Annotated in this window: 20 protein-coding genes and 1 tRNA gene; 17 read left to right on the forward strand and 4 right to left on the reverse strand. The window is 35.5% G+C overall.

Going from position 1 to position 24,343, the window contains the following annotated elements; translation table 11 throughout:
• The first annotated feature begins 95 nt into the window (after positions 1-95).
• The 10 genes from uvrB (at position 96) to whiA (ending at position 12,542) form a co-directional block, all read left to right on the forward strand.
• On the forward strand, positions 96-2,093 hold the full coding sequence (gene uvrB, locus EDD62_RS00500) for an excinuclease ABC subunit UvrB (protein ID WP_123807125.1): 1,998 nt from the start codon (positions 96-98) through the stop codon (positions 2,091-2,093).
• Positions 2,094-2,114: 21 nt separating this feature from the next.
• Complete coding sequence (uvrA, locus tag EDD62_RS00505; protein WP_123807126.1) at positions 2,115-4,931, forward strand: excinuclease ABC subunit UvrA; 2,817 nt, start codon at positions 2,115-2,117, stop codon at positions 4,929-4,931.
• A 24-nt stretch (positions 4,932-4,955) separates the two neighbouring features.
• Positions 4,956-5,870, forward strand: a complete 915-nt coding sequence (hprK, locus tag EDD62_RS00510) for an HPr(Ser) kinase/phosphatase (RefSeq protein WP_123807127.1) — start codon at positions 4,956-4,958, stop codon at positions 5,868-5,870.
• A gap of 30 nt (positions 5,871-5,900) precedes the next feature.
• Complete coding sequence (gene lgt / locus EDD62_RS00515) at positions 5,901-6,743, forward strand: prolipoprotein diacylglyceryl transferase (RefSeq protein ID WP_123807128.1); 843 nt, start codon at positions 5,901-5,903, stop codon at positions 6,741-6,743.
• Positions 6,736-7,221 carry an acyltransferase gene (locus EDD62_RS00520; RefSeq protein ID WP_123807129.1) on the forward strand — a complete coding sequence of 162 codons (486 nt, stop codon included), beginning with the start codon at positions 6,736-6,738 and terminating at the stop codon, positions 7,219-7,221. Before lgt ends, EDD62_RS00520 begins: the two co-directional genes overlap by 8 nt.
• A 52-nt stretch (positions 7,222-7,273) precedes the next feature.
• Complete coding sequence (locus EDD62_RS00525; RefSeq protein WP_123807130.1) at positions 7,274-8,704, forward strand: tetratricopeptide repeat protein; 1,431 nt, start codon at positions 7,274-7,276, stop codon at positions 8,702-8,704.
• A gap of 80 nt (positions 8,705-8,784) precedes the next feature.
• A complete protein-coding gene (gene trxB / locus EDD62_RS00530; protein WP_123807131.1) occupies positions 8,785-9,714 on the forward strand; it encodes a thioredoxin-disulfide reductase in 930 nt (309 codons plus the stop codon).
• 12 nt (positions 9,715-9,726) lie between these two features.
• Entirely contained in the window at positions 9,727-10,617 is an 891-nt protein-coding gene (gene rapZ / locus EDD62_RS00535; RefSeq protein WP_123807132.1) for an RNase adapter RapZ, read from the forward strand.
• Positions 10,610-11,590 carry a gluconeogenesis factor YvcK family protein gene (locus EDD62_RS00540; RefSeq protein WP_123807133.1) on the forward strand — a complete coding sequence of 327 codons (981 nt, stop codon included), beginning with the start codon at positions 10,610-10,612 and terminating at the stop codon, positions 11,588-11,590. The genes rapZ and EDD62_RS00540 overlap by 8 nt, the downstream gene beginning before the upstream one ends.
• A 13-nt stretch (positions 11,591-11,603) precedes the next feature.
• A complete protein-coding gene (gene whiA / locus EDD62_RS00545) occupies positions 11,604-12,542 on the forward strand; it encodes a DNA-binding protein WhiA (RefSeq protein WP_077140765.1) in 939 nt (312 codons plus the stop codon).
• A 62-nt stretch (positions 12,543-12,604) separates the two neighbouring features.
• On the opposite strand, the gene EDD62_RS00550 is transcribed toward whiA, so the two are convergent.
• Positions 12,605-13,513, reverse strand: a complete 909-nt coding sequence (locus EDD62_RS00550) for a TIGR01777 family oxidoreductase (protein ID WP_123807134.1) — start codon at positions 13,511-13,513, stop codon at positions 12,605-12,607.
• Between the two features lie 139 nt (positions 13,514-13,652).
• On the reverse strand, positions 13,653-14,237 hold the full coding sequence (gene clpP / locus EDD62_RS00555; protein WP_123807135.1) for an ATP-dependent Clp endopeptidase proteolytic subunit ClpP: 585 nt from the start codon (positions 14,235-14,237) through the stop codon (positions 13,653-13,655).
• A gap of 232 nt (positions 14,238-14,469) precedes the next feature.
• Here clpP and EDD62_RS00560 point away from each other — a divergent pair, with 232 nt between their 5' ends.
• The gene (locus EDD62_RS00560) at positions 14,470-16,098 is read left to right on the forward strand and encodes a polysaccharide deacetylase family protein (RefSeq protein ID WP_123807136.1); all 1,629 of its coding nucleotides are present in this window, start codon (positions 14,470-14,472) and stop codon (positions 16,096-16,098) included.
• 126 nt (positions 16,099-16,224) lie between these two features.
• On the opposite strand, the gene EDD62_RS00565 is transcribed toward EDD62_RS00560, so the two are convergent.
• Together EDD62_RS00565 and EDD62_RS00570 are read right to left on the reverse strand one after the other, a co-directional pair.
• The gene (locus EDD62_RS00565; protein ID WP_123807137.1) at positions 16,225-16,464 is read right to left on the reverse strand and encodes a glutaredoxin family protein; all 240 of its coding nucleotides are present in this window, start codon (positions 16,462-16,464) and stop codon (positions 16,225-16,227) included.
• A 20-nt stretch (positions 16,465-16,484) separates the two neighbouring features.
• Positions 16,485-16,556, reverse strand: a tRNA-Arg gene (locus EDD62_RS00570).
• Positions 16,557-16,852: 296 nt separating this feature from the next.
• On the opposite strand from EDD62_RS00570, the gene EDD62_RS00575 reads away from it, so the two are divergent.
• The 6 genes from EDD62_RS00575 (at position 16,853) to eno (ending at position 23,982) form a co-directional block, all read left to right on the forward strand.
• A complete protein-coding gene (locus EDD62_RS00575; protein ID WP_123807138.1) occupies positions 16,853-17,818 on the forward strand; it encodes a sugar-binding transcriptional regulator in 966 nt (321 codons plus the stop codon).
• A gap of 79 nt (positions 17,819-17,897) precedes the next feature.
• On the forward strand, positions 17,898-18,911 hold the full coding sequence (gene gap, locus EDD62_RS00580; protein ID WP_123807139.1) for a type I glyceraldehyde-3-phosphate dehydrogenase: 1,014 nt from the start codon (positions 17,898-17,900) through the stop codon (positions 18,909-18,911).
• 151 nt (positions 18,912-19,062) lie between these two features.
• Positions 19,063-20,253 carry a phosphoglycerate kinase gene (locus tag EDD62_RS00585; RefSeq protein WP_077140758.1) on the forward strand — a complete coding sequence of 397 codons (1,191 nt, stop codon included), beginning with the start codon at positions 19,063-19,065 and terminating at the stop codon, positions 20,251-20,253.
• A gap of 28 nt (positions 20,254-20,281) precedes the next feature.
• Positions 20,282-21,040, forward strand: a complete 759-nt coding sequence (gene tpiA / locus EDD62_RS00590) for a triose-phosphate isomerase (RefSeq protein ID WP_123807140.1) — start codon at positions 20,282-20,284, stop codon at positions 21,038-21,040.
• Positions 21,033-22,571, forward strand: a complete 1,539-nt coding sequence (gene gpmI / locus EDD62_RS00595; protein ID WP_123807141.1) for a 2,3-bisphosphoglycerate-independent phosphoglycerate mutase — start codon at positions 21,033-21,035, stop codon at positions 22,569-22,571. Before tpiA ends, gpmI begins: the two co-directional genes overlap by 8 nt.
• Positions 22,572-22,671: 100 nt before the next feature.
• Positions 22,672-23,982, forward strand: a complete 1,311-nt coding sequence (eno, locus tag EDD62_RS00600) for a phosphopyruvate hydratase (RefSeq protein ID WP_077140755.1) — start codon at positions 22,672-22,674, stop codon at positions 23,980-23,982.
• Positions 23,983-24,343: the final 361 nt, after the last annotated feature.

A 24,343-nucleotide genomic window follows, 5' to 3' on the forward strand; every position in this document is an offset into this window, starting at 1 on the left:
ACTTTATAGGGCTTTTATACGAACGAACGTTTGGATAAATAGAGTTATATTTGGTATGATAGTAATGAATATACCGTGAAGTGAGGTCGTAATAAATGAACACAAGAGCGCATAAATCATTTGAACTAGAATCTAAATATAAACCAGAAGGTGATCAACCTAAAGCGATAGAAGAACTGGTGAAAGGTGTCAATGAAGGTAAGCGTCATCAAACGCTACTAGGTGCAACCGGAACTGGTAAAACATTTACAATGAGTAATGTAATACAACAAGTTGGTAAGCCAACGCTAATTATTGCACATAATAAAACATTAGCAGGGCAATTATATAGCGAATTCAAGTCATTTTTTCCTAATAATCGTGTTGAATATTTTGTAAGTTATTACGATTATTATCAACCTGAAGCATATGTCCCTCATACGGATACGTTTATCGAAAAAGATGCATCTATTAATGACGAAATTGATAAGTTGAGACATAGTGCGACGAGTGCTTTATTTGAAAGTGATGATGTAATTATTATTGCATCAGTCAGTTGCATATACGGTCTCGGTAATCCGGATGAATATAGAGAGATGGTTGTGTCCATTCGAACAGGGATGGAATTAGAACGTAACCAATTTTTACGATCATTAATTGATATCCAATATACACGTAATGATATTGATTTCCGCCGTGGAACGTTCAGGGTAAGAGGGGATGTCGTTGAATTATTCCCTGCCAGTCGAGATGAACAATGTATTCGAGTAGAATTTTTTGGCGATGAAATAGATAGAATACGTGAAATCAATCATATTACTGGTGAAGTATTAGGTGAAAGAGAACATTTTCCTATTTTTCCTGCATCCCACTTCGTCACACGAGAAGAGAAGATGAATATTGCCATTGAACGGATAGAGAAAGAGCTTGAAGAACAAGTAAAGAAATTTAACGAAGAAGGAAAGTTACTTGAAGCTCAGAGAATAGAACAACGAACAAATTATGATTTAGAAATGATGAGAGAGATGGGATTTTGCTCGGGCATTGAGAATTACTCAGTACATCTCACACTCAGACCACTTGGATCTACACCTTATACATTACTTGATTATTTCGGTGATGACTGGCTCGTTATGATTGATGAATCTCATGTAACTTTGCCACAAGTAAGAGGTATGTATAATGGAGATAGAGCAAGAAAACAAGTGCTTGTAGATCATGGATTTAGATTACCGAGTGCTCTAGATAATCGACCGTTAATGTTTGATGAATTTGAAGAGAAAACAAATCAACTGATATACGTTTCCGCGACACCAGGGCCTTATGAATTAGATCATACGGATGAAATGGTCGAACAAATCATTCGACCAACATACTTACTAGATCCAATCGTAGAAGTTCGTAAAACAGAATACCAAATCGATGATTTAATGTCTGAAATCGATGTGAGAGTTCAACGAAATGAAAGAGTATTAGTGACAACGTTAACGAAAAAGATGAGTGAAGATTTAACGAATTATTTTAAAGAGGCTGGAATTAAAGTTCGTTATCTACATTCAGAGATCAAGACACTTGAGCGTCTTGAAATTATACGAGACCTGAGACGCGGTGAATTCGATGTATTGGTTGGAATTAACTTGCTAAGAGAAGGATTAGACATTCCAGAAGTTTCTTTAGTTGCTATATTAGATGCAGATAAAGAAGGATTTTTAAGGGGGCATCGTTCATTGATTCAAACAATTGGACGTGCAGCTAGAAATGAGCACGGTCATGTGATCATGTATGGTGATAAAATCACTGACTCGATGCGAATAGCAATTGACGAGACGAAACGTCGACGAGAGAAACAATTACAATACAATGAACAACATAATGTTCAACCGAAAACGATATTAAAAAATATACCAGACTCTATTAAAGCCACATTGGATGTCTCTGAATCTAAGCAAGATCAGAAAGATAAAAAGAAATCTTCTAAGAAATTGACGAAAAAAGAACGTGAAAAACAAATCGAGAAAATTGAACAAGAGATGAATGAAGCAGCGAAAGCACTAGATTTTGAACGTGCAACTGAGTTAAGAGATGTATTATTTGAACTAAAAGGTGAAGGATAATCAATTGGAGAAGGTGAACACATGGTAAATGACAAAATTATCGTTAAAGGTGCAAGAACACATAACTTAAAAGCATTAGATATCGAAATACCACGCAACCAATTTGTTGTGATGACTGGATTGAGTGGTTCAGGGAAGTCTAGTCTAGCTTTTGATACGATATATGCAGAAGGTCAAAGACGTTATGTAGAGTCATTGAGTGCATATGCCAGACAATTTTTAGGTCAAATGGATAAGCCAGATGTTGATACAATTGAAGGATTATCACCAGCAATTTCGATTGATCAGAAGACAACAAATAGAAATCCCAGGTCGACGGTTGCAACGGTTACAGAAATTTATGATTACTTAAGGCTTCTTTACGCACGTATCGGTGTACCATATTGCCCGAATCATAATGTACCAATTCAATCGCAAACCGTTCAACAGATGGTAGATCAAGTGATGACTCTAGAACAACGTACCAAAATTCAAATTCTCTCACCGCTGATTAATGGCAAGAAAGGGCAACATAAGCAATTACTCCAACAGGTGGCTAAACAAGGGTATGCACGTGTCCGAATTAATGGAGAGATATATGATATTGAAGATACGCCTGAATTGAATAAAAATAAAAAGCATCATATTGATGTGATTGTCGATCGTTTAGTTATTAAAGAGGAGATTGAAACTCGCTTGAGTGATTCAATTCAAACAGCGCTTCAACTTGCTGAAGGGAATGTGATTGTAAATGTTATAGATGGAGAGGATATGACTTTTTCTGAGCATTTCGCATGTCCTGATTGTGGCTTTTCAATCGATAAACTTGAACCAAGTATGTTTTCTTTCAATTCCCCTTTCGGTGCGTGTGAATCTTGTGATGGATTAGGTCATAAGATGTCTGTCAATGTAGACAAGGTCATTCCAGATCCATCTCTGTCGATTGAAGAAGGTGCGATTGTACCATGGCAACCGATTAGCTCTAACTATTATCCAACATTGCTTCAGACGACGTGTAAACATTTTAATATTAATTTAAATACACCATTCAATAAATTGTCAAAAAAACAACAAGACATCATATTGTATGGACATCATGATGAAATTGAATACCAATTCGAACAAGATAATGGTGTGACTAGAACACGTGTTATGGCATTTGAAGGGGTAGTTAATAATATAGAGCGAAGATACAGAGAATCACCAAGTGAATATACGCGAACACAAATGGAGAAGTATATGGATGAGCAAGTGTGTAAATCGTGTAATGGTTATCGATTGAACGATAAAGTTTTAGCAGTTAAGATCAATGGTCATCATATAGGTGAAATTACAGAGATGTCGATTCGCGAAAGCTTAAAATATTTCTTAGAGATAGAGTTATCAGCAAAAGACGAGAAAATTGCAGAGCTTATTTTAAAAGAAATTAGAGAGCGATTAGGATTTTTGAATAATGTTGGCTTAGAATATTTGACTTTAGATCGAATGGCGGGTTCTTTATCAGGTGGAGAAGCTCAACGAATTAGGCTTGCGACTCAAATTGGGTCAAGATTAAGTGGCGTGTTATATGTTTTAGATGAGCCATCTATTGGTTTGCATCAAAAAGACAATGATAAGCTCATTCAAACATTGAAAGAAATGACCGAACTTGGTAATACTTTAATCGTTGTTGAACATGATGAAGATACAATGAGAGCTAGTGATTATTTAATTGATATCGGACCGGGTGCAGGTATCCATGGTGGCAAAGTTGTAGCACAAGGAACACCAGATGAAGTCATGGCGATTAAAGAAAGTATTACAGGACAATATTTAAGTGGTGAGAAATCTGTTGAAACACCGAAAGAGAGAAGAAAGATAGATAAATATTTAACGATAGAAGGTGCGACACAGAACAACTTAAAAAATGTGACAGTCGATATTCCATTGAATGTAATGACTGTTGTGACAGGAGTTTCAGGATCAGGTAAAAGTACACTTGTTAATGAAATATTATATAAGTCTCTTGCGAATAAGTTATATAAAAATAAATCAGAGCCAGGTCAACATAAACAAATTAAAGGACTGGACCATATTGAGAAGGTTATTGAAATCGATCAAGCACCAATTGGTAGGACACCTAGATCAAATCCCGCAACGTATACGAGTGTATTCGATGATATAAGACATATTTTCCAAGAAACAAATGAAGCGAAACTTCGAGGGTATAATAAAGGGCGATTCAGTTTTAACGTTAAAGGCGGCCGCTGTGAAGCATGTCGTGGTGACGGTATTATCAAGATAGAAATGCACTTCTTACCGGATGTCTATGTTCCGTGTGAAGTCTGTCATGGAACACGTTATAATAGAGAGACACTAGAAATCACTTATAAGGATAAAAATATTGCTGATGTGTTAAATATGACTGTTGAAGAAGCGTTAGCGTTTTTCGAAAACATACCGAAGATTAAGCGTAAGATTCAAACGTTATATGATGTAGGTCTAGGTTACATTACGCTTGGTCAATCAGCAACGACATTATCCGGTGGAGAGGCTCAACGGATTAAACTAGCAGCAGAGTTACAAAAAAGATCTGATGGAAAATCTGTATACATTATGGATGAACCGACAACGGGATTACATGTCGATGATATCAATCGACTGTTGAAAGTCATTCAAAGGTTAGTTGATCAAGGTGATACAGTTGTTATCATTGAGCATAATTTAGACGTCATTAAAAGTGCTGATTATATTATCGATTTAGGGCCTGAAGGAGGAATCGGTGGCGGTGAAGTGATTGCCACAGGAACGCCTGAAGAAATTGTAAATAAAGGTACTTCGCATACAGGACGATACTTGAAACCGTATTTGAACAAATAATCTTTACGAGACGGGGGGGAAATTATGCTTAAAGTCAATCAACTGATTGAAAAGTTTGACTTATATTCAATCAATGATGTGCAACAGTTTGATCGACCAATCGAAAATTCTGACCTTTCAAGACCAGGGTTAGAGATTGCTGGGTTCTTTTCATATTATTCAAGCGATCGTATACAAGTTTTAGGGACGACTGAAATTAGTTTTATTAATCAAAAGTTAACCTCTGCGATGAAAAAAGAACGGATCAAGCAACTCTGTCAACCTGAAACCCCTTGTATTATTGTGACAAGGGGTTTAGAAATCCCTGATGAGATCATTGAAGCAACCGATGAAATGGATATCCCATTATTACAAACTGATGAATCAACAACATCATTCATGGCAAGGTTAACGCAATACTTAACTCGAGAACTGGCATTAGAAACGAATGTTCATGGTGGATTAATTGACGTGTACGGTGTTGGTGTACTGATCGTAGGTTCAAGTGGTGTTGGTAAAAGTGAAGCAGCGTTAGAGCTTATAAAAAGAGGACATAGACTTGTCGCGGATGATAACGTCATTATTAAGCGAGTTGCCGACAATATATTGATGGGATCAAGTCCTCCATTGATCGATAATATGTTAGAGATTCGTGGAATCGGAGTCATTGACGTATTACAATTATTTGGAGCAGGTGCTGTATTACCAGAGAAGAGAATTTCGCTTATTATTAATTTAGAGCAATGGCAGCAAGGGAAAATGTACGATAGAATTGGATTAGATATCGAGTATGACAATATATTAGGTATAGAAGTTCCAAAAAAAACGATTCCGATTCGACCGGGACGAAACCTAGCAGTGATTATAGAAGTTGCAGCAATGAATTTTAGAATGAATGCACTTGGAATTAATGCTGCGGATGAGATTAACCGCCGAATGAACTCATTGAGGTCAGATTAACATTCATAACAATAAAATAGGAGAACGTATATGATATTATCTATTATTGACCCTGTTGCATTAGAAATAGGACCACTATCCATCAGATGGTATGGAGTCATTATTGCTACAGGTATGTTGATTGGTTATTTACTTGCAGATCGTGAAGCAACTAAAAAGAAATTACCTAAAGATGTTATTCCAGATTTAGTCATGGTTACGATTATTAGTGCACTCATTTGTGCTAGGTTGTATTATGTTATTTTTGAATGGTCTAACTATCAAGACAATTTGATGGATATTTTCAAAGTATATGAAGGTGGCATGGCAATTCATGGTGGATTAATCGGTGCTTTTTTAGCTGGTTATATCTTTTGTAAAGTGAAAGGGTATAGTTTCTTTCAACTTGCTGATATTGCGGCACCAAGTATTATTTTAGGCCAAGCCATTGGACGTTGGGGAAATTTTATAAACCAAGAAGCACACGGTGGCGAAGTTAGTCGACAATTTTTAGAATCTCTAATGTTACCTGAATTTATTATTAACCAAATGAATATTAATGGGACATATTATCATCCAACATTTTTGTATGAGTCTTTATGGAGCATTATAGGATTCATTATTTTATTATTGATTCGACCATATTTAAAGATCGGTGAGACATTCTTGACATATTTAATTTATTATTCTGTTGGACGATTTTTCATTGAAGGTATGCGTACGGATAGTTTGATGTTAACAGAACTGTTAAGAGTAGCACAGGTCATTTCCATTGTGATCATTGTTGTATCAATTGCGATGATTGTCTATCGTCGATTCAAACAAACACATCCGAAATATAGAGATGTCGAAGGTAATTATATAATACATTCTAACGGTGCTCGCCATGCGTAAATTAAAGAAAGTATCAGGATTTAATGTGAATCCATTATGGAATGTGTATCAAACGATTCGATTTACTAAAGTACTTAAAAATACATTGGTTATGGAGATATGTCGATTCATTCCTTCAATGAAGGTTAAGCGTAAAGTATATCAACAGATTTTAAAAATGAACATCGGAAGTGAAACATCAATTGCTTACAAAGTTGTATTCGACTTATTTTATCCAGAGAAAATATTTATTGGCAATAATTGTGTAATTGGTTATAATACTACATTACTAACACATGAATACTTGACGGATGAGTATCGTTTAGGCGAGATTCATATCGGGGATCATGTTATGATTGGTGCTAATTGTACAATTTTACCAGGCGTTACAATCGGTCATCATGCTACAATTGGTGCAGGATCGGTGGTTACAAAAGATATACCTGCGCATACAATAGCGTATGGACATCCGATTCAAATTAAAGAAAATAATAAATAAATTATTAAATAGATTATAAATTGAAACTTTTAAAAAACTGCGAGGTGACAATATGAGTGATATTGTAGAGTTCAAACAAGATGCTGCATTCCACTATCATCGTGGATTGAAATTTGAATTAAATAATGATTGGAAAAGTGCATTAAATTCATTTGAGCTTGCATACGATAAGGAACCAGATAATGAATTATATCGTTATACATATACTTCAATGTTGTCATTGAACGGTTTATTAGAAGAAGCAGAAAAAATTTTATTTTCATATATTATTGACGGTGAAGATGTTGAACAGTATTATCAGCAGTTAAGCGAGATGTATATTCAGCAACAGCGACCAAATGATGCTTTTTTATTCGGATTAATGTATGTTCAAATCGCAGACGATGATGATTATTTGAATGATATGCTTGAAATGTACGATGTTCAATATACATCGCTCTATGACATTTTGTATGAAGCAGAAGTGTATACAACACAATATATATTTCATCATTTGTTTAACCAAGGGAAGTTGAAAGAAGCTAAAGAATGGTTACTCATTCAAAATGACGAAGTGATGGAATCACGACTCATTCAAAACTTACTCGCCATGTCCTATCTATTTAATGAAGAGTACGAAGAAGCGAGAACATTATTAGAACATTTATTAAGGATTGATCAAACAGACATAACTGCGTTATGCCATTACACGCTATTGTTATATAACTTAAACGAAACGGAAGCTTTTGAAAATTACCTATCAACACTCAAAAAAATTAGACCGATTAATGATGATCAAAAGCTTAAATTAGGTGTAGTGTTATCCTTTTTAAAACAATATTATGATGCATATGATTTACTCTTTCAGATTTATAAAAAGAAAAAATCAACAAATAATCTACAGTTACTTATTGCTTTAATGAATTCAAGTTATTATATTGATAAATATGATTTCGCAAAGAAACTTTATCAATATATTCAGCGTCAATTCAAACATTATAAAGTGATCGCACCATGGGACTATGAAGCAGATATACATTACGTTGAATCAATTGTTCAACCGTTATTGCATAGTGAAGACTCTAATGATCGATTGATTGGAATATTCTTATTGTCACATGTCAAATATAGAGAGTCTTTAGCCAATCCTAAATATTGGACATTTACAGATCAATTAATAGATCGTGAGAAATTGTATTTAACCCACATTTTCCAACAGGTCCAATTTAAACAAGTACAACCACTTCATAAAGGATTGCAACTGATAAGAGCTCAATTTAAAGTGGATGATGATTTTATCGAAATGGCACATATATGGATTGAAACGATTGATGATTTGAATGATATTCATCAATTGACAGAGAAACAATTAACTGCATTGATCGGGGCGACGATTTATCATTATTATCAAAGTATTGGCCATAAAAAAACGAAAAAATATATTTGTAACGAATATAATATTTCACTCTATGCACTAAATAAAGCACTTGATCAATTAACGTAAATAAACATATGAGCAGTTACAATGTAATCATTGCCAATGCATATTACAATAACGATATAATAAAATTGGAGGAATTATAAATGACAGTCGACTATGATGTAGCGATTATTGGTGCAGGACCAGCGGGTATGACAGCTGCAGTTTATGCATCACGCGCGAATTTAAAAACGGTAATGCTTGAAAGAGGTATGCCTGGTGGACAGATGGCTAATACTGAAGAAGTGGAGAACTTTCCAGGATTTGATTATATTTCAGGACCTGAACTAAGTAACAAAATGTTCGAACACGCTAAGAAATTCGGTGCAACGTATCAATATGCAAATATTGAAGCGATTGAAGATCGTGGAGACTATAAGGTACTTAAAACTTCAGATAAAGAAATCACTGCAACAACAATAATTATTGCAACAGGTGCTGAGTATAAAAAAATGGGTATTCCAGGTGAAGAAGAATTTGGAGGACGTGGTGTAAGTTATTGTGCAGTGTGCGATGGAGCATTTTTTAAAGGACGTGAACTTGTCGTCGTTGGTGGTGGAGACTCAGCTGTTGAAGAAGGAATCTTCTTAACGAAATTTGCTGACAAAGTAACGATTGTACATCGACGTGATGAACTACGTGCACAGAAAATATTGCAAGATCGTGCGTTTAAGAATGAAAAAATCGATTTTATTTATGATACAACGGTGGAAAAAATATTAGGTGAAGATAATAAGGTGAGCGGTGTCATCTTAAAAGATAAGAACAATCAAGAAACGCGTGAATTCAAAGCGGATGGAGTGTTTGTTTATATCGGCATGAAACCATTGAGTCAAGTTGTTGAAGGATTAAATATTACGAATGAACTTGGCTATATTGAAACAGATGATAAAATGCATACAGCGATTCCAGGGATTTATGCAGTGGGAGATGTTCGTAATAAAACGTTACGCCAAATCGTTACTGCAACAGGTGATGGTAGTGTCGCTGCAATCGAAGCACAGCATTATATTGAAACATTGAATGACAAATAATTGGAGGTTCTAATGGATTCTAATAAAAAATTAGTCATTATCACTGGTTTATCCGGAGCTGGTAAATCCGCAGCATTACAATCATTTGAAGATAGTGGATATTTTTGTATCGATAATTTACCACCAGTGTTATTATCTAAGCTTGTTGAGATCATGATTGACGCACCGAAGACAATGCAAAAGGTTGCACTCGCGATTGATACGAGAGGGATGGAATTGTTCAAAGCATTAATTGGTGAATTGGACAATATAATGGCAAAAGGTGAAGTGTATCCATATCTAATATTTTTAGATGCGACAGATGATGCGTTAGTGTCAAGATTTAAAGAAACAAGAAGAGCACATCCTTTAGCAACAAATGGTGTTACATTATTGAATGCAATTAAAGAAGAACGCGAATTACTGACAGAGGCGAAAATTCGTGCCAATAAAGTCATTGATACGTCTAATTTGAAAGCTAAAGAGTTAAGACATACGCTACTTGATTTGATGTTAGAATCCAAACAGAAACCGTTCCACGTTCAAGTATTGAGTTTCGGTTTTAAACATGGTATCCCAATTGACGCAGATCTCATGTTTGACGTCAGATTTTTACCGAATCCATATTATGAGATTGAATTAAGACCTTATACAGGGTTAAACGACAATGTTTACCAATACGTTATGAATTGGCAGGATACCGAAGTATTTTATAAGAAATTAATTGAAATGCTTAAATTTATGTTGCCTAAATATATTGATGAAGGAAAATCTCAATTAACGATTGCAATAGGATGTACCGGTGGTCAACATCGTAGTGTTGCCATCAGCAGACGTTTAGGGGAAGAATTACAGGATCTTTATGAATTCGAAGTGTATACAAATCATAGAGATGCAAAGATAGAAGGGAAATTCGATGGCTAAGTTAAAAGTAGTTTTGATGGGTGGTGGAACAGGTTTATCTGTACTAGCACGTGGACTTAAAGCACTACCATTAGATATTACTGCAATTGTAACAGTTGCAGATGATGGTGGGAGTACAGGTGTTATTCGAGATGAAATGAAAATTCCAGCACCAGGAGATGTTAGAAATGTACTTGCTGCTTTGAGTGATGTTGAACCGGATTTAGAACGATTATTTCAGTATCGATTTAGTGAAGGTAAAATTAGTAATCATTCTGTCGGGAATATATTAATTGCAGCAATGAATGAGCTTTCTGATAACTTTGGTGATGCGATTGAGAAATTAAGCACCATCCTTAATGTAAAAGGTACAGTCCTCCCTTCTACAAATACTTCACCTATACTAAGTGCATTACATGAAGACGGTACTGTCGTTGTCGGTGAGTCCAATATACCATTAAATAATTCAAGAATTGACCGTGTATTTTTAACCCCGATGACCATCAAACCGGTTGACGATGCACTCCAATCGATCAAAGATGCTGATTTAATTATTTTAGGGCCAGGAAGTCTGTATACGAGTGTTATTCCGAATATTATTGTCCGCGGAATTTCTGAGGCGATTCGTAATAGTGATGCGATTGTAGCATATGTCTGCAATATTATGACGCAAAAAGGTGAAACAGAAGGGTATAGTGTTTCAGATCATATAGAAGCAATACATGAGCACGCAAATGCATCTATTGTTGATTATGTAATCGCAAACACAAAGCCAATTACAAAACACATTTCGTCAATATATAAAGAAACCGGTGCAACCATAGTGGAATGTGACGAAGAGAAACTTCGACAATTAGGTGTTGACCTCATTACACATGATGAATTAATTAAAATAAACGAAGAACTTGCAGTAAGACATAATAATGAAGTCATCGCACAACTGCTTTACGACATAGTGTTGCAAGAGACAAGCACGATTCAGTATAAGAAATAAGGAGAAGATTTAGATGAGCTTTGCAGCGGATGTTAAACAAGAACTGACACGACTTTCAATACAAGAATCACATCCTAAAGCAGAGTTATCGGCACTCATTCGAATGAATGGAGACTTAACCATTAATCAAGGTCAATTTGTCATCGGTGTACAAACTGAAAACCCAGCCATCGCACGCCGAATATTTAGTTTAATCCGATATGAATATCAAGTTGATGTGAAACTGCTCGTTCGGAAAAAGATGAAACTTAAAAAGAATAATGTATATATTTGTAGAATACAAGATAACACGAAAGAAATACTTAAAGATTTAGGTATTTTAGTTGATGGTGTGTTTTTAAGAGAGATTGATCAGCAATTTTTATCGACTGTAGAAGATCGAAGAAGTTATTTACGAGGAGCTTTTCTTGCCGGAGGTTCAGTGAATAATCCGGAGACGTCATCATACCACTTGGAAATATTCTCATTGTATGTAACACATGCTGAGCAATTAGTGCAATTAATGAATGAATTCGATCTCAATGCGAAGCGGTTCGAACGCAAGAAAGGCAATATCGTCTATTTAAAAGAAGCCGAAAAAATTGCTGACTTTTTGAGTATCATTGGTGGCTATCAAGGGTTATTAAAATTTGAAGATGTTCGCATTGTAAGAGATATGCGCAATTCAGTGAACCGATTAGTCAATTGTGAAACCGCCAACTTGAATAAGACGATTGGTGCTGCAATGAGACAAGTAGAAAATATTAAATTTATCGATCAAATGATCGGCATCGATGAATTGCCAGAGCGTTTACAAGAAATTGCACGACTTAGAGTTTTGCATCAAGACGTTAGTTTGAAAGAATTAGGTGAAATGGTGTCTACTGGACCAATCTCTAAATCTGGTGTCAATCACCGACTGAGGAAATTAGATGAACTGGCGGAAAAATTGAAAAATGATGAACCTATTTAAAAATTTTATGAATATATTGAAAGAGCCAGTCATTCTTCATTGAATAACTGGCTCTTTTGATATTAAGAGTAATCTTTAATATGAATGAGATGATTTAAAGCTTGTTCTAACATTGGGTATTTATATTTAAATCCTTTATCTAATAAGACGGAAGGTTGAACACTTTGCCCTTCAAGTATTAATTGAGATCGTTCTCCTAATATCGCCTTAATGATTGGTTTGGGGACAATTGCCATATTCGGCTTATCCATAACACTTGCTAATGTTTTACTGAAATTTTCTTGTCTTTCTGCATGTGGAGCAACGACATTAACTGGACCACATACATCTTTATTAAATATGAGGAACAATAATGCATTAATTGCATCATCAATATGAATCCAACTCATCCATTGCTTACCTGAACCAATTTTTCCACCAACACCAAATTTATATGGCTTGATCATTTCGCTTAATGCGCCTTGTTCGCGGTCTAATATTATACCAAATCGTGTCTTTACAACACGTGTATCAAACTGTGAAAACTTATCAGATTCATATTCAATACGTGAGACAACACCACTTAAGAAGTCATGACTTTGAAAGACATCCCCTTCATCATATTTTACATGTTGACTGGTAGGATAGTATCCAACTGCTGACGCATTGATGTACGTGTGAGGTTTTACAGATAACGAATCGACGTATTGATATAATGAATCAATTGTATGCAAACGAGAATTTAATATTTCTTGTTTATATTCATCCGTCCATTTTTTGTTTAACGTTGCACCGGCTAAATTAATAATAATATGAGGGTTAATCGGCAATAATTCTTTCATATCATCCCAATTCACATATTGTAAATACGGATTTACTTCATTTGATTCACTCCGTGTAAGGATGTATATTTTCGTGTCATCAAGTCTTGATAATGTCCGAACGAGTTCACTCCCAACAAGACCTGTTCCACCTGCGATAATAATATTCACTCAAGCACCTCCATTAAATTGTTCATTTGTTACTATTATTTATAAAATCTTGTATATTTCATTTTATAGTAGTTGAAGAAGACAATTCAATAAAAAAACACATGAGTTAGCTCATGTGTTCAAAAATATACCAATTATATTATTTTTCTGGCACCATAACATCATCAATTAAACCATATTCATTCGCTTGTTCAGCAGTCATGAAGTTATCACGATCTGTATCTTTCTCTATGACACTAAGATCTTGCCCAGTACGTTCCGCCAGAATATTATTTAACTTCTCACGTGTTTTTAAAATATGACGCGCAGCAATATCGATATCACTCGCTTGACCTTGCGCACCACCTAACGGTTGGTGAATCATAACTTCAGCATTAGGCAATGCATAACGCTTACCTTTAGTTCCAGCTGCAAGTAAAAATGACCCCATACTCGCTGCTAACCCAACACAAATTGTTTGAACATCAGGTTTGATATGTTGAATTGTATCATATATCGCCATACCAGCTGTAACACTACCACCTGGTGAATTAATGTATAAGTAAATGTCCTTCTCGCTATCTTGTGCTTGTAAGAATAACAATTGAGAAACGACTGAGTTTGCAACGTTATCATCAATCGCACTACCAAGCATAATAATTCTATCTTTTAATAAGCGTGAATAAATGTCGTATGCACGTTCTCCACGATTCGTCTGTTCAATAACTGTAGGTATTAAGTTCATATAAATCTCCTCCAAAACTGTATTAATTTATTCTATATGTACTATACAATTAAAGTCAATAAAGGTCAAAGGAAAAGCTTTATATAAATGTTACGCGATGTAATATTTTTGTAACGTAATTGACATATAGCTATTGACATTTACATATAACTATACGAACATTATATTGTAATGTTTACATTTTATAGAGATATAAATCATTAGTATACATATACACAAAGGGGATATTGTAGTGAATGTATCAAAAATTTTAAAAGTTATTTTGTCTGTAATGATGCTATTAGTATTGATTGTAACTGGGGTTCTTACTTATCAATGGATTAATGGACAAGGTGACGATAATAGTGCATCGAAGCAAGTGAGTCAAAAAATGAATGAAAATGAGACAGACGAAAGCCAAAAGGATGAAGCAGATAAGACTGAAGAAAAAAACGATGACCACCAAAATAAAGATGAAAGTAAAGATAATGCAATACGAAATGAAGACGGAGAAAAGAATACATTATATGATGAAGTTGAAGTTCAAATGGATGTGATTGATGAACATAATATTCACGCGTCATATCAATATCCACTGTTTCATGATGATGATATTAATAAAGTCATATTACAATTTATTAAGGAACAAAAGATGTTATTTGAACAAGAGTCAACGCGAATGGAAAAAGCAAATCAAATATCAACACATAACATCAACTTCAAACTTGATAAACTGAGTGAAAATTTGTATACATTAGTCTTCGAAAATACAATGAATGTTAGTGGGGCTAATGGCTATGTTCAATATAAGACTTGGATAATTGATAATAAGAATTATAATGTATTCACTTTTAATGACTTTATCATTAATGAGCCAAAAGCGCATGATATTCTATACAAAGTAATATCAGCGGAAATAAAGAAAGATAAAGATAAAGACTTCTATGTAGATTACCCTACATTGAAAGACTATATTCAAAACAACCAATTAAAAGCGTACCCGAAAGGCGAAAAAATCGTCTTCAATTTCAATGAATATGACGTTGCAGCCGGAGCGCTTGGTGCATTTTCTCTAGAAGTTTCAACGGAAAAGATAAAAGATTCCTTAACTGATGAAGGAAAGGTCATTTTAATTGACCAAGATTTAACACAGCTCACTGATAAACAACTTGCTCAGATTAAAGTAAACACGCCTGAACATATTGATGTTCCGAAAACCGAAGAAGATCATCCTTATACTGAAGCCCCTTCATCAGAGGAAACACAACAAGAAAATGGTACTAAAAATAGTGAAAAACCAACAAGCCAAGTCGAAGATAAAGGTGTGCAAAAAACAAAAAAAATTGCCCTTACATTCGATGATGGACCAAATGGCAGCACGACACCACATGTGTTAGAGATATTAGATAAATTCAATGCGAAAGCAACGTTTTATATGATTGGTTCTAAAGTCAAGTACAATCAAAATATTGTAAGACAAGTTCATGAAAGAGGTCATCAAATAGGAAATCATACGATGAATCATCCTGACTTAACGACGTTAGGTCAAAGCCAGATAAAACAAGAGTTTGATGAAACGAACGATCTCATTCACCAAGCTATAGGAGAAAAACCATCAACATTTAGGCCGCCATACGGCTCTACAAATGCTAGTGTAAATCAAGTGACTGATATGAAACCTGTACTCTGGACGATTGATACTGAAGATTGGAAAAGTCATGATCCTCAAGCGATTCTTGAAGTAGTGAAAGCAAATCATCAGGATGGTGGAATTGTGCTCATGCACGATATTCATCAAACAACAGTCGAGAGTTTAGTTGATGTATTGACCTTTCTATCAAACGAAGGGTATGAGTTTGTGACTGTTGATGAAGTGAAGTAATCGAAAGTAATCCGTACATGCGTACAAAACAAATCTGCACGCATGTATAACAAAATAGAAGGTTAAACAATAAAAAACATGCGCGCAAAATGAATTTGCACGCATGTTTTTGTCTGTTAACACTTTTTATAAAGATTCAATATAATCAATCACCGTAGCACAATCGATGTTCCCGTATTGTATTTCTTGATCATTGTATGTGACTACTGGAACTTCTAACATATATTTGTCTTCTAATGCTGGGTTACTAGTAATATCAACATATTGCACAGAAAGATTATTAAAATAATCCTCGACAATATTTAATTGTAATTTCGCTTCTTCACATAATCCACAGTTTGATTTCGTATAACAAGTCAACTTCATCTGATTACCTACTTTATTTATACCCACGAAAGGAATCGAACCTTCATTGCAAGAACCGGAATCTTGTGTGTTATCCATTACACTACGTGGGCTTAATTCTATTTAATATTCATCTTATCAAAAATAGCATGTCGTTGTATAGATGGAATTTGACAATATATCAGTAACAGTTGACTGATTTTAAATGAAATTTACAGAAAATGAAATTATTTTTATTATATCGAGGTTTTTTGATTGCATTGTCTGTAGAATATGTTATATTTAATACATAAGTTACAAATTAAGTCCCTTGCGGGACATAAAATGTAACTAATACAAGTGATGGGAGGTCGCGTTTATAGAATTATTAAATTATCAAAGGCGATTAGTTCCTGAAATTGTAGAATTAATGAAATATCGATATGACATTTTGAAAATGATTGCTTCTGAGCAACCAATTGGTCGGAGAGTTTTAGCTCAAAAATTTGGCACAACCGAGCGAATTCTTCGAAAAGATATTGAAGGATTACGAGATCAACGTCTCGTTCAGTTCACTGCGAAAGGCATTATGTTAACGGATATCGGACGAGAAACTTTGATATTTTTTCAACATAATATTGATATGATAGTGAATATGACTGCTTATAGTGATCAAATTAAGTCGCAATATGATATTAGTGGTTGTTATGTTGTTCAAGGTGATGTCGATCAAGATTATGCAATCGATGAAGAGATGAGTCGATTGATGGGTCAACGACTTCTCGGTGAAATGTCCGATGGTGACATAATTACAGTGACTGGTGGTACAACAATGGCAAGCATTGCGAAATATTTAGAACCGACACCACTTAATGTCACATTCGTTCCAGCACGTGGTGGATTAGGTGAAGATATGTCGATGCAAGCGAACTCAATCGTTGCTAAAATGGCTGAGAAGACAAATAGCCAACATGAAGTGCTATATGTACCAGATGAAGTCAGTGAAGAAGGGTATAATGCTTTAACATCTGAACGACGCGTACAAAACGTATTGAATAAAATTCAAAATGCAAACATTGTCATTCATGGAGTTGGCCAAGCGAAAGTGATGGCGAGTCGAAGACAAAGTGATGATGATATTTATCAATTGTTAGATGATCATCAAGCAGTTGGTGAAGCGTTCGGATACTATTTCAATATGGATGGTGAAGTGGTGCATAGAATTAGAACGATAGGCCTTAAGTTTGAAGATTTAAACGATAAGCAATCTATTTATGCAGTAGCCGGAGGTACAAGTAAGAAGGAAGCAATTAAAGCGTATTTGAATATTGCACCTAAAAACACAACATTAATAACTGATGAAGCAGTCGCTAAATTTTTAGTGTCTGATGAATAAGGTAAACCATGAAGTACATTAGTTTATGAGATTTAATAATAATAAAAATATAAAAATTAATTCCTAGGAGGAATATAATATGACAGTAAAAGTAGCAATTAACGGTTTTGGAAGAATTGGACGTTTAGCCTTAAGACAAATCTTGAAGAACTATAACGATGAAATCGAAGTGGTAGCAGTCAATGACTTAACAGATGATGAATCTTTAGCGCATTTATTTAAATATGATTCTACTCAAGGACGTTATGACGGCGAAGTAAAAGTTGAAGGAGATTCATTTGTTGTAGATGGTTACAAAATTAAGTCATACGAAGAAAAGGATCCTAAAAATTTACCATGGGGTGACCTTGGTGTAGATATCGTTTTAGAATGTACTGGTATTTTCAAATCAGTTGAAGCAGCAAGTGCTCATATCGAAGCAGGGGCGAAGAAAGTTGTTTTATCAGCACCAGGTAAAGGTGACATGAAAACTATCGTATACAATGTAAACCATGAAGAATTAGATGGAAGTGAAAATGTAATTTCAGGTGCTTCATGTACAACAAACTGTTTAGCACCAATGGCTAAAGTATTACAAGATGAATTCGGTATTCAATCTGGTTTAATGACTACAATTCACGCATACACTGGTGACCAAAACACGTTAGACGCACCTCACTCAGGAGGAGACTTACGTCGTGCTCGTGCTGCAGGGTTAAATATTGTTCCGAATTCAACAGGTGCAGCAAAAGCGATCGGGTTAGTCATTCCTGAATTAAATGGAAAATTAGATGGTGGAGCGCAACGTGTACCTGTTGGAACTGGTTCATTAACTGAATTAACAGTGTCATTAGATAAAAATGTAACGGTTGATGAAGTGAATGCTGCGATGAAGAACGCTGCGAATGAATCATTCGGTTACAACGTAGACCCTATCGTATCTACTGATGTAATCGGTATTGAATATGGATCATTATTCGACGAAACACAAACTCGTGTGATGGAAGTTGATAGTAAGCAATTAGTAAGAACGGTTGCTTGGTATGATAATGAAATGAGCTATACAGCTCAGTTAATTAGAACATTAAGCCATTTTGCTAAATTAACTAAATAATAAATTTTGAAAAGGGGAGGGATATATAGAATGAATCTATATCCTTCTCTTTTTATTTTCAATGTAAGAAGTCAATAATTTCAACGTCGATGGATATATTGTATAATCGATGTGAAAGCATTTACAAAATAATCTTTTGGAGGCATAACATATGGCTAAAAAAATAGTGAATGATTTACAATTGAAAGGTAAGACAGTCCTTGTACGAGCAGATTTTAACGTACCATTAGATAATGGTGAGATTACAAACGACAATCGTATCCAACAAGCATTACCGACAATTCAACACATTATAAAAGAAGACGGTAAAGTAGTATTATTCTCTCATTTAGGTAAAGTGAAATCAGAAGACGATAAAGCTGAGTTATCATTACGTCCAGTAGCAAATCGTCTTAGTGAATTGTTATCAACAGATGTAATCTTTGTCGATGCAACACGTGGTGAAGAGTTAGAAGAAGCGATTCAATCAATGAACGAAGGGGAAGTGTTACTCGTTCAAAATACGCGCTATGAAGACATCGATGGTAAAAAAGAAAGTAAAAATGATCCAGAGCTTGGTCAATATTGGGCAAGTTTAGGCGATGTATTTGTCAATGATGCATTCGGAACTGCACATCGTAATCACGCATCTAACGTTGGAATATCAACTCATTTAGAAACAGCTGCAGGGTTTTTAATGGAGAAAGAAATGAAATTTATCGGTGGCGTTGTTGACAACCCAGAACGTCCATTTGTGGCGATCTTAGGTGGTGCGAAAGTATCCGATAAAATTGGTGTCATTGAGAACTTATTGACGAAAGCAGATAAAGTATTAATTGGTGGCGGAATGGCTTATACATTCTTGAAAGCTCAAGGCAAAGAAATTGGTCAATCTTTACTAGAAGAAGATAAATTAGATCTTGCGAAAGATTTATTAGAAAGAGCGGAAGGTAAAATTGTGTTACCTGTTGACGGTAAAGTGACGAAAGAATTCTCTAATGATGGAGAAATTAAAGAAGTCAGTATTGATGAAATCCCATCAGACTTACAAGCGCTTGATATTGGCTCTAAGACTGTTGAATTATTCGCCAAAGAATTAGAAGGTGCTAAAACAGTCGTATGGAATGGACCGATGGGTGTATTTGAAATGGAAAACTTCGCTCAAGGAACGATTGGTGTATGTAAAGCAATTGCTAGCTTACAAGATGCGACGACAATTATTGGTGGAGGAGATTCAGCAGCCGCTGCAATGGAGCTCGGTTTTGCAGATGAATTCTCACACATTTCCACAGGCGGAGGCGCATCGTTAGAATATTTAGAAGGTATTGAGTTACCAGGTATTAAAGCAATTTCGAATAAATAACATTTTAAAAATTATCGGAGGTCATATAATGAGAACACCTATTATTGCAGGAAATTGGAAAATGAACAAAACTGTGACTGAAGCACGTGAATTTATGGAGAGCTTATCAACATTACCGAAGTCAAGTGATGTTGAAGCGGTGATTTGTGCACCATTTATCCATTTAACAACATTAATTGATTTAGCAAAAGACACACCACTTGTCATTGGTGCAGAAAATGCACATTATGAAAACAGCGGTGCATTCACTGGGGAAGTATCTCCACACGCATTAAATGACATGGGCATTGAGTATGTGATTTTAGGCCATTCAGAGCGTCGTGAATATTTCAATGAGACAGATGAATTAATTAATAAAAAAGTGCACGCTGTCTATTCTAACGGTATGATACCAATCGTTTGTGTTGGAGAATCTGAATCAGAACGTGAAGCAAACGAACAAAATAACATTGTGACTGAACAAGTGACGAAAGCGATGGAAGGTTTAACAGATGAGCAAGCAAAATCTATCGTCATCGCATATGAGCCAATCTGGGCAATTGGTACTGGTAAGTCAGCGACTGAAAATGATGCTGGTGAAATGGCAACGGTTATCCGTGAGCACGTTCAATCAATCTACAATGAACAAGTTGCATCAAGCGTTCGCATCCAATATGGCGGAAGTGTTAAACCGGAAAACATCAAGCAATATATGGCACAAACAGATATCGATGGTGCATTAGTTGGTGGAGCATCATTGAAAGCTGATTCATTTGTTCAATTATTAGAAGGTGCTATCAATGAGTAAAGCACCAACGGCTTTAATTATATTAGATGGATTTGCAAATCGTAATGAAGTGAAAGGGAACGCTGTGAAACAAGCGAATAAACCAAACTTCGATCGATATTATAATCAATATCCACATAATGAATTAAGTGCATGTGGATTAGATGTCGGATTGCCTGATGGGCAAATGGGGAACTCTGAAGTTGGGCATATGAACATCGGTGCTGGACGAGTTGTATATCAAAGTTTAACTAGAATTAATAAATCTATTGAAGAAGGGACTTTCTTTGATATCGAAGTATTGAAGGACACTATGGATTATGTGAAATCAAATGATAAATCACTTCATTTACTCGGACTTTTAAGTGATGGAGGCGTTCATTCACATTACAATCATTTATTCGCACTATTAAAGATGGCTAAATCATATGGGATAGATCGTGTATATGTTCATGGATTCTTAGATGGTCGTGACGTTGAACAAGATTCTGCATTGAAATATATCGAAGAGACTGAACGACAATTCGAAGAGATTGGTGTCGGTCAGTTTGCGACAATCTCAGGCCGTTATTATGCGATGGATCGAGATAAACGTTGGGAACGAGAAGAATTAACGTATCGTGCGATGACTGCATCTGAAGGACCTAAGTTTAACAGTGCATCTCAAGGTGTGAAAGCATCATATGATGAAGAGGTATATGATGAATTTGTCATTCCATTCACTGTCAATCGTCATGAGGATGAATCTCAACTTGAAGCACAGCAAGTTCAAGATGGAGACGCTTTGATATTCTTCAACTTCAGACCGGATAGAGCAGCACAATTGTCAGAGATTTATACGGATCAAGAATTTATCGGATTCGATATGGATAATCGTCTAAAAGATATTAAATTCGTCACATTCACTAAATATAATGACCGTGTCAAATCAGACGTTGTGTTTGAGAAACAAGACATTAAGAACACGATTGGTGAAGTTGTGCAAGATGCGAATATGACACAACTTAGAATCGCTGAAACTGAGAAATTTCCACACGTTACATTCTTTATGAGTGGAGGACGTCATGTCGAGTTTGAAGGTGAACGACGTCGATTAATTGATTCACCTAAAGTTGCAACGTACGACTTGAAACCTGAGATGAGTGCTTACGAAGTAAAGGATGCTTGTCTAGAGGAACTCGCAAAAGATGACTTAGATTTAGTTATTTTAAACTTTGCAAACCCTGATATGGTCGGTCATAGTGGTAAATTAGAACCGACAATTAAAGCGATCGAAGCAGTCGATGAATGTTTAGGTGAAATTGTCGATGATATTATTGCGTGTGGAGGTCATGCAATTATTACTGCAGACCATGGTAATTCTGATGAAGTTGTATCAATGAACGGTGAACCGATGACAGCTCATACGACAAACCCAGTGCCTGTCATCATTACTAAAGATGGAATTGAAGTGAAAAGTGGTAAATTAGCTGACTTAGCACCAACTTTGATTGACTTACTCGGTATCGAGCAACCAGATGATATGACGGGACAGTCGTTGATTCAACGATAACGGTTGAATTAATATACATTTTAACGAAATACGATTATAATAAAACAAGCAATAAATATAAATTTTTAATCAAAAATTATATTTAAAAGGAGAATGAATTATGCCAATTATTACAGATATTTATGCAAGAGAAGTTTTAGACTCACGTGGAAATCCAACTATTGAGGTGGAAGTATTAACAGAGTCAGGTGCATTTGGTCGTGCATTAGTTCCATCAGGTGCTTCAACAGGAGAATATGAAGCGGTTGAATTAAGAGATGGTGAGGCAGACCGTTATCTTGGTAAAGGTGTAACGAAAGCGGTTGATAATGTCAATGATATTATCTCACCTGAACTTGTTGAAGGTGAATTCAGTGTATTAGAGCAAGTATCAATCGATAAGATGATGATCGCTTTAGACGGTACAGAAAACAAAGGTAAATTAGGTGCCAATGCAATTTTAGGTGTGTCAATGGCCGTTGCACGAGCTGCTGCAGATTTATTAGGTCAACCATTGTATAAATACTTAGGTGGTTTCAACGGTGTACAATTACCAGTCCCAATGATGAACATTGTAAACGGTGGAGAGCACGCGGATAACAATGTGGATATCCAAGAATTCATGATCATGCCAGTCGGTGCTGAAGATTTCAAATCAGCGTTACGTATGGGTGCAGAAATTTTCCACGCGTTGAAAAAAGTGTTGAACGACAAAGGATTAAACACTGCAGTTGGAGATGAAGGTGGATTCGCACCGAACTTAGGTTCAAACGAAGAAGCGTTATCTACAATTATAGAAGCGATCGAAAAAGCTGGATACAAACCAGGTGAAGAAGTACGTCTTGCAATGGATGCTGCAAGTAGTGAATTTTACGACGCAGACAAAGGTGAATACAACCTAAAAGGTGAAGGGGTTGTTAAATCAAGCAAAGAAATGGTTGATTGGTATGAAGAGTTAGTGAATAAATACCCAATTATTTCAATCGAAGACGGATTAGACGAGAACGACTGGGAAGGTCACCGTCTATTAACTGAACGCATCGGAGATCGCGTACAATTAGTTGGAGATGATTTATTCGTCACGAACACGACAAAATTATCTCGCGGTATCGAAGAAGGTGTTGGTAACTCAATTTTAATCAAAGTAAACCAAATCGGTACATTAACTGAAACGTTCGAAGCAATTGAAATGGCGAAACGTGCTGGATACACTGCGGTGATTTCACACCGTTCTGGTGAAACTGAAGATACAACAATCGCAGACATTGCGGTTGCGACAAATGCAGGTCAAATCAAAACAGGCGCACCATCTAGAACAGACCGTGTTGCGAAATATAATCAATTATTACGCATCGAAGATGAATTATTCGAAACAGCTAGATACGACGGTTTAGAATCTTTCTATAACTTAAATTTAGAAAATGAGAAGTAAGTTGTTTAATGAAGAACAGATATCATTTTGGTATCTGTTCTTTTTTTGTGAGTTTGAAACTGCGGAATAAAAGCCCGTTATATTCCGCAGAAATTTAGATGGTGAGGAAACTGCGGAATAAAAGCTCATTATATTCCGCAGAAATTTAGATGGCGAGGAAACACCGGAGTAAAAGCCCGTTATATTCCGCAGAAATTTAGAGGGCGAGGAAACTGCGGAATAAAAGCCCGTTATATTTCGCAGGAATTTAGATGGTGAGGAAACTGCGGTTAATAAATAGATTATAAGCTGCAGATTCACAAATTGAAATCAAACAATCTCATAAACCCAACATCCCCATTGAAACAGAATGGTATTCCAT

The organism is Abyssicoccus albus (assembly GCF_003815035.1).
Classification (GTDB): domain Bacteria; phylum Bacillota; class Bacilli; order Staphylococcales; family Abyssicoccaceae; genus Abyssicoccus; species Abyssicoccus albus.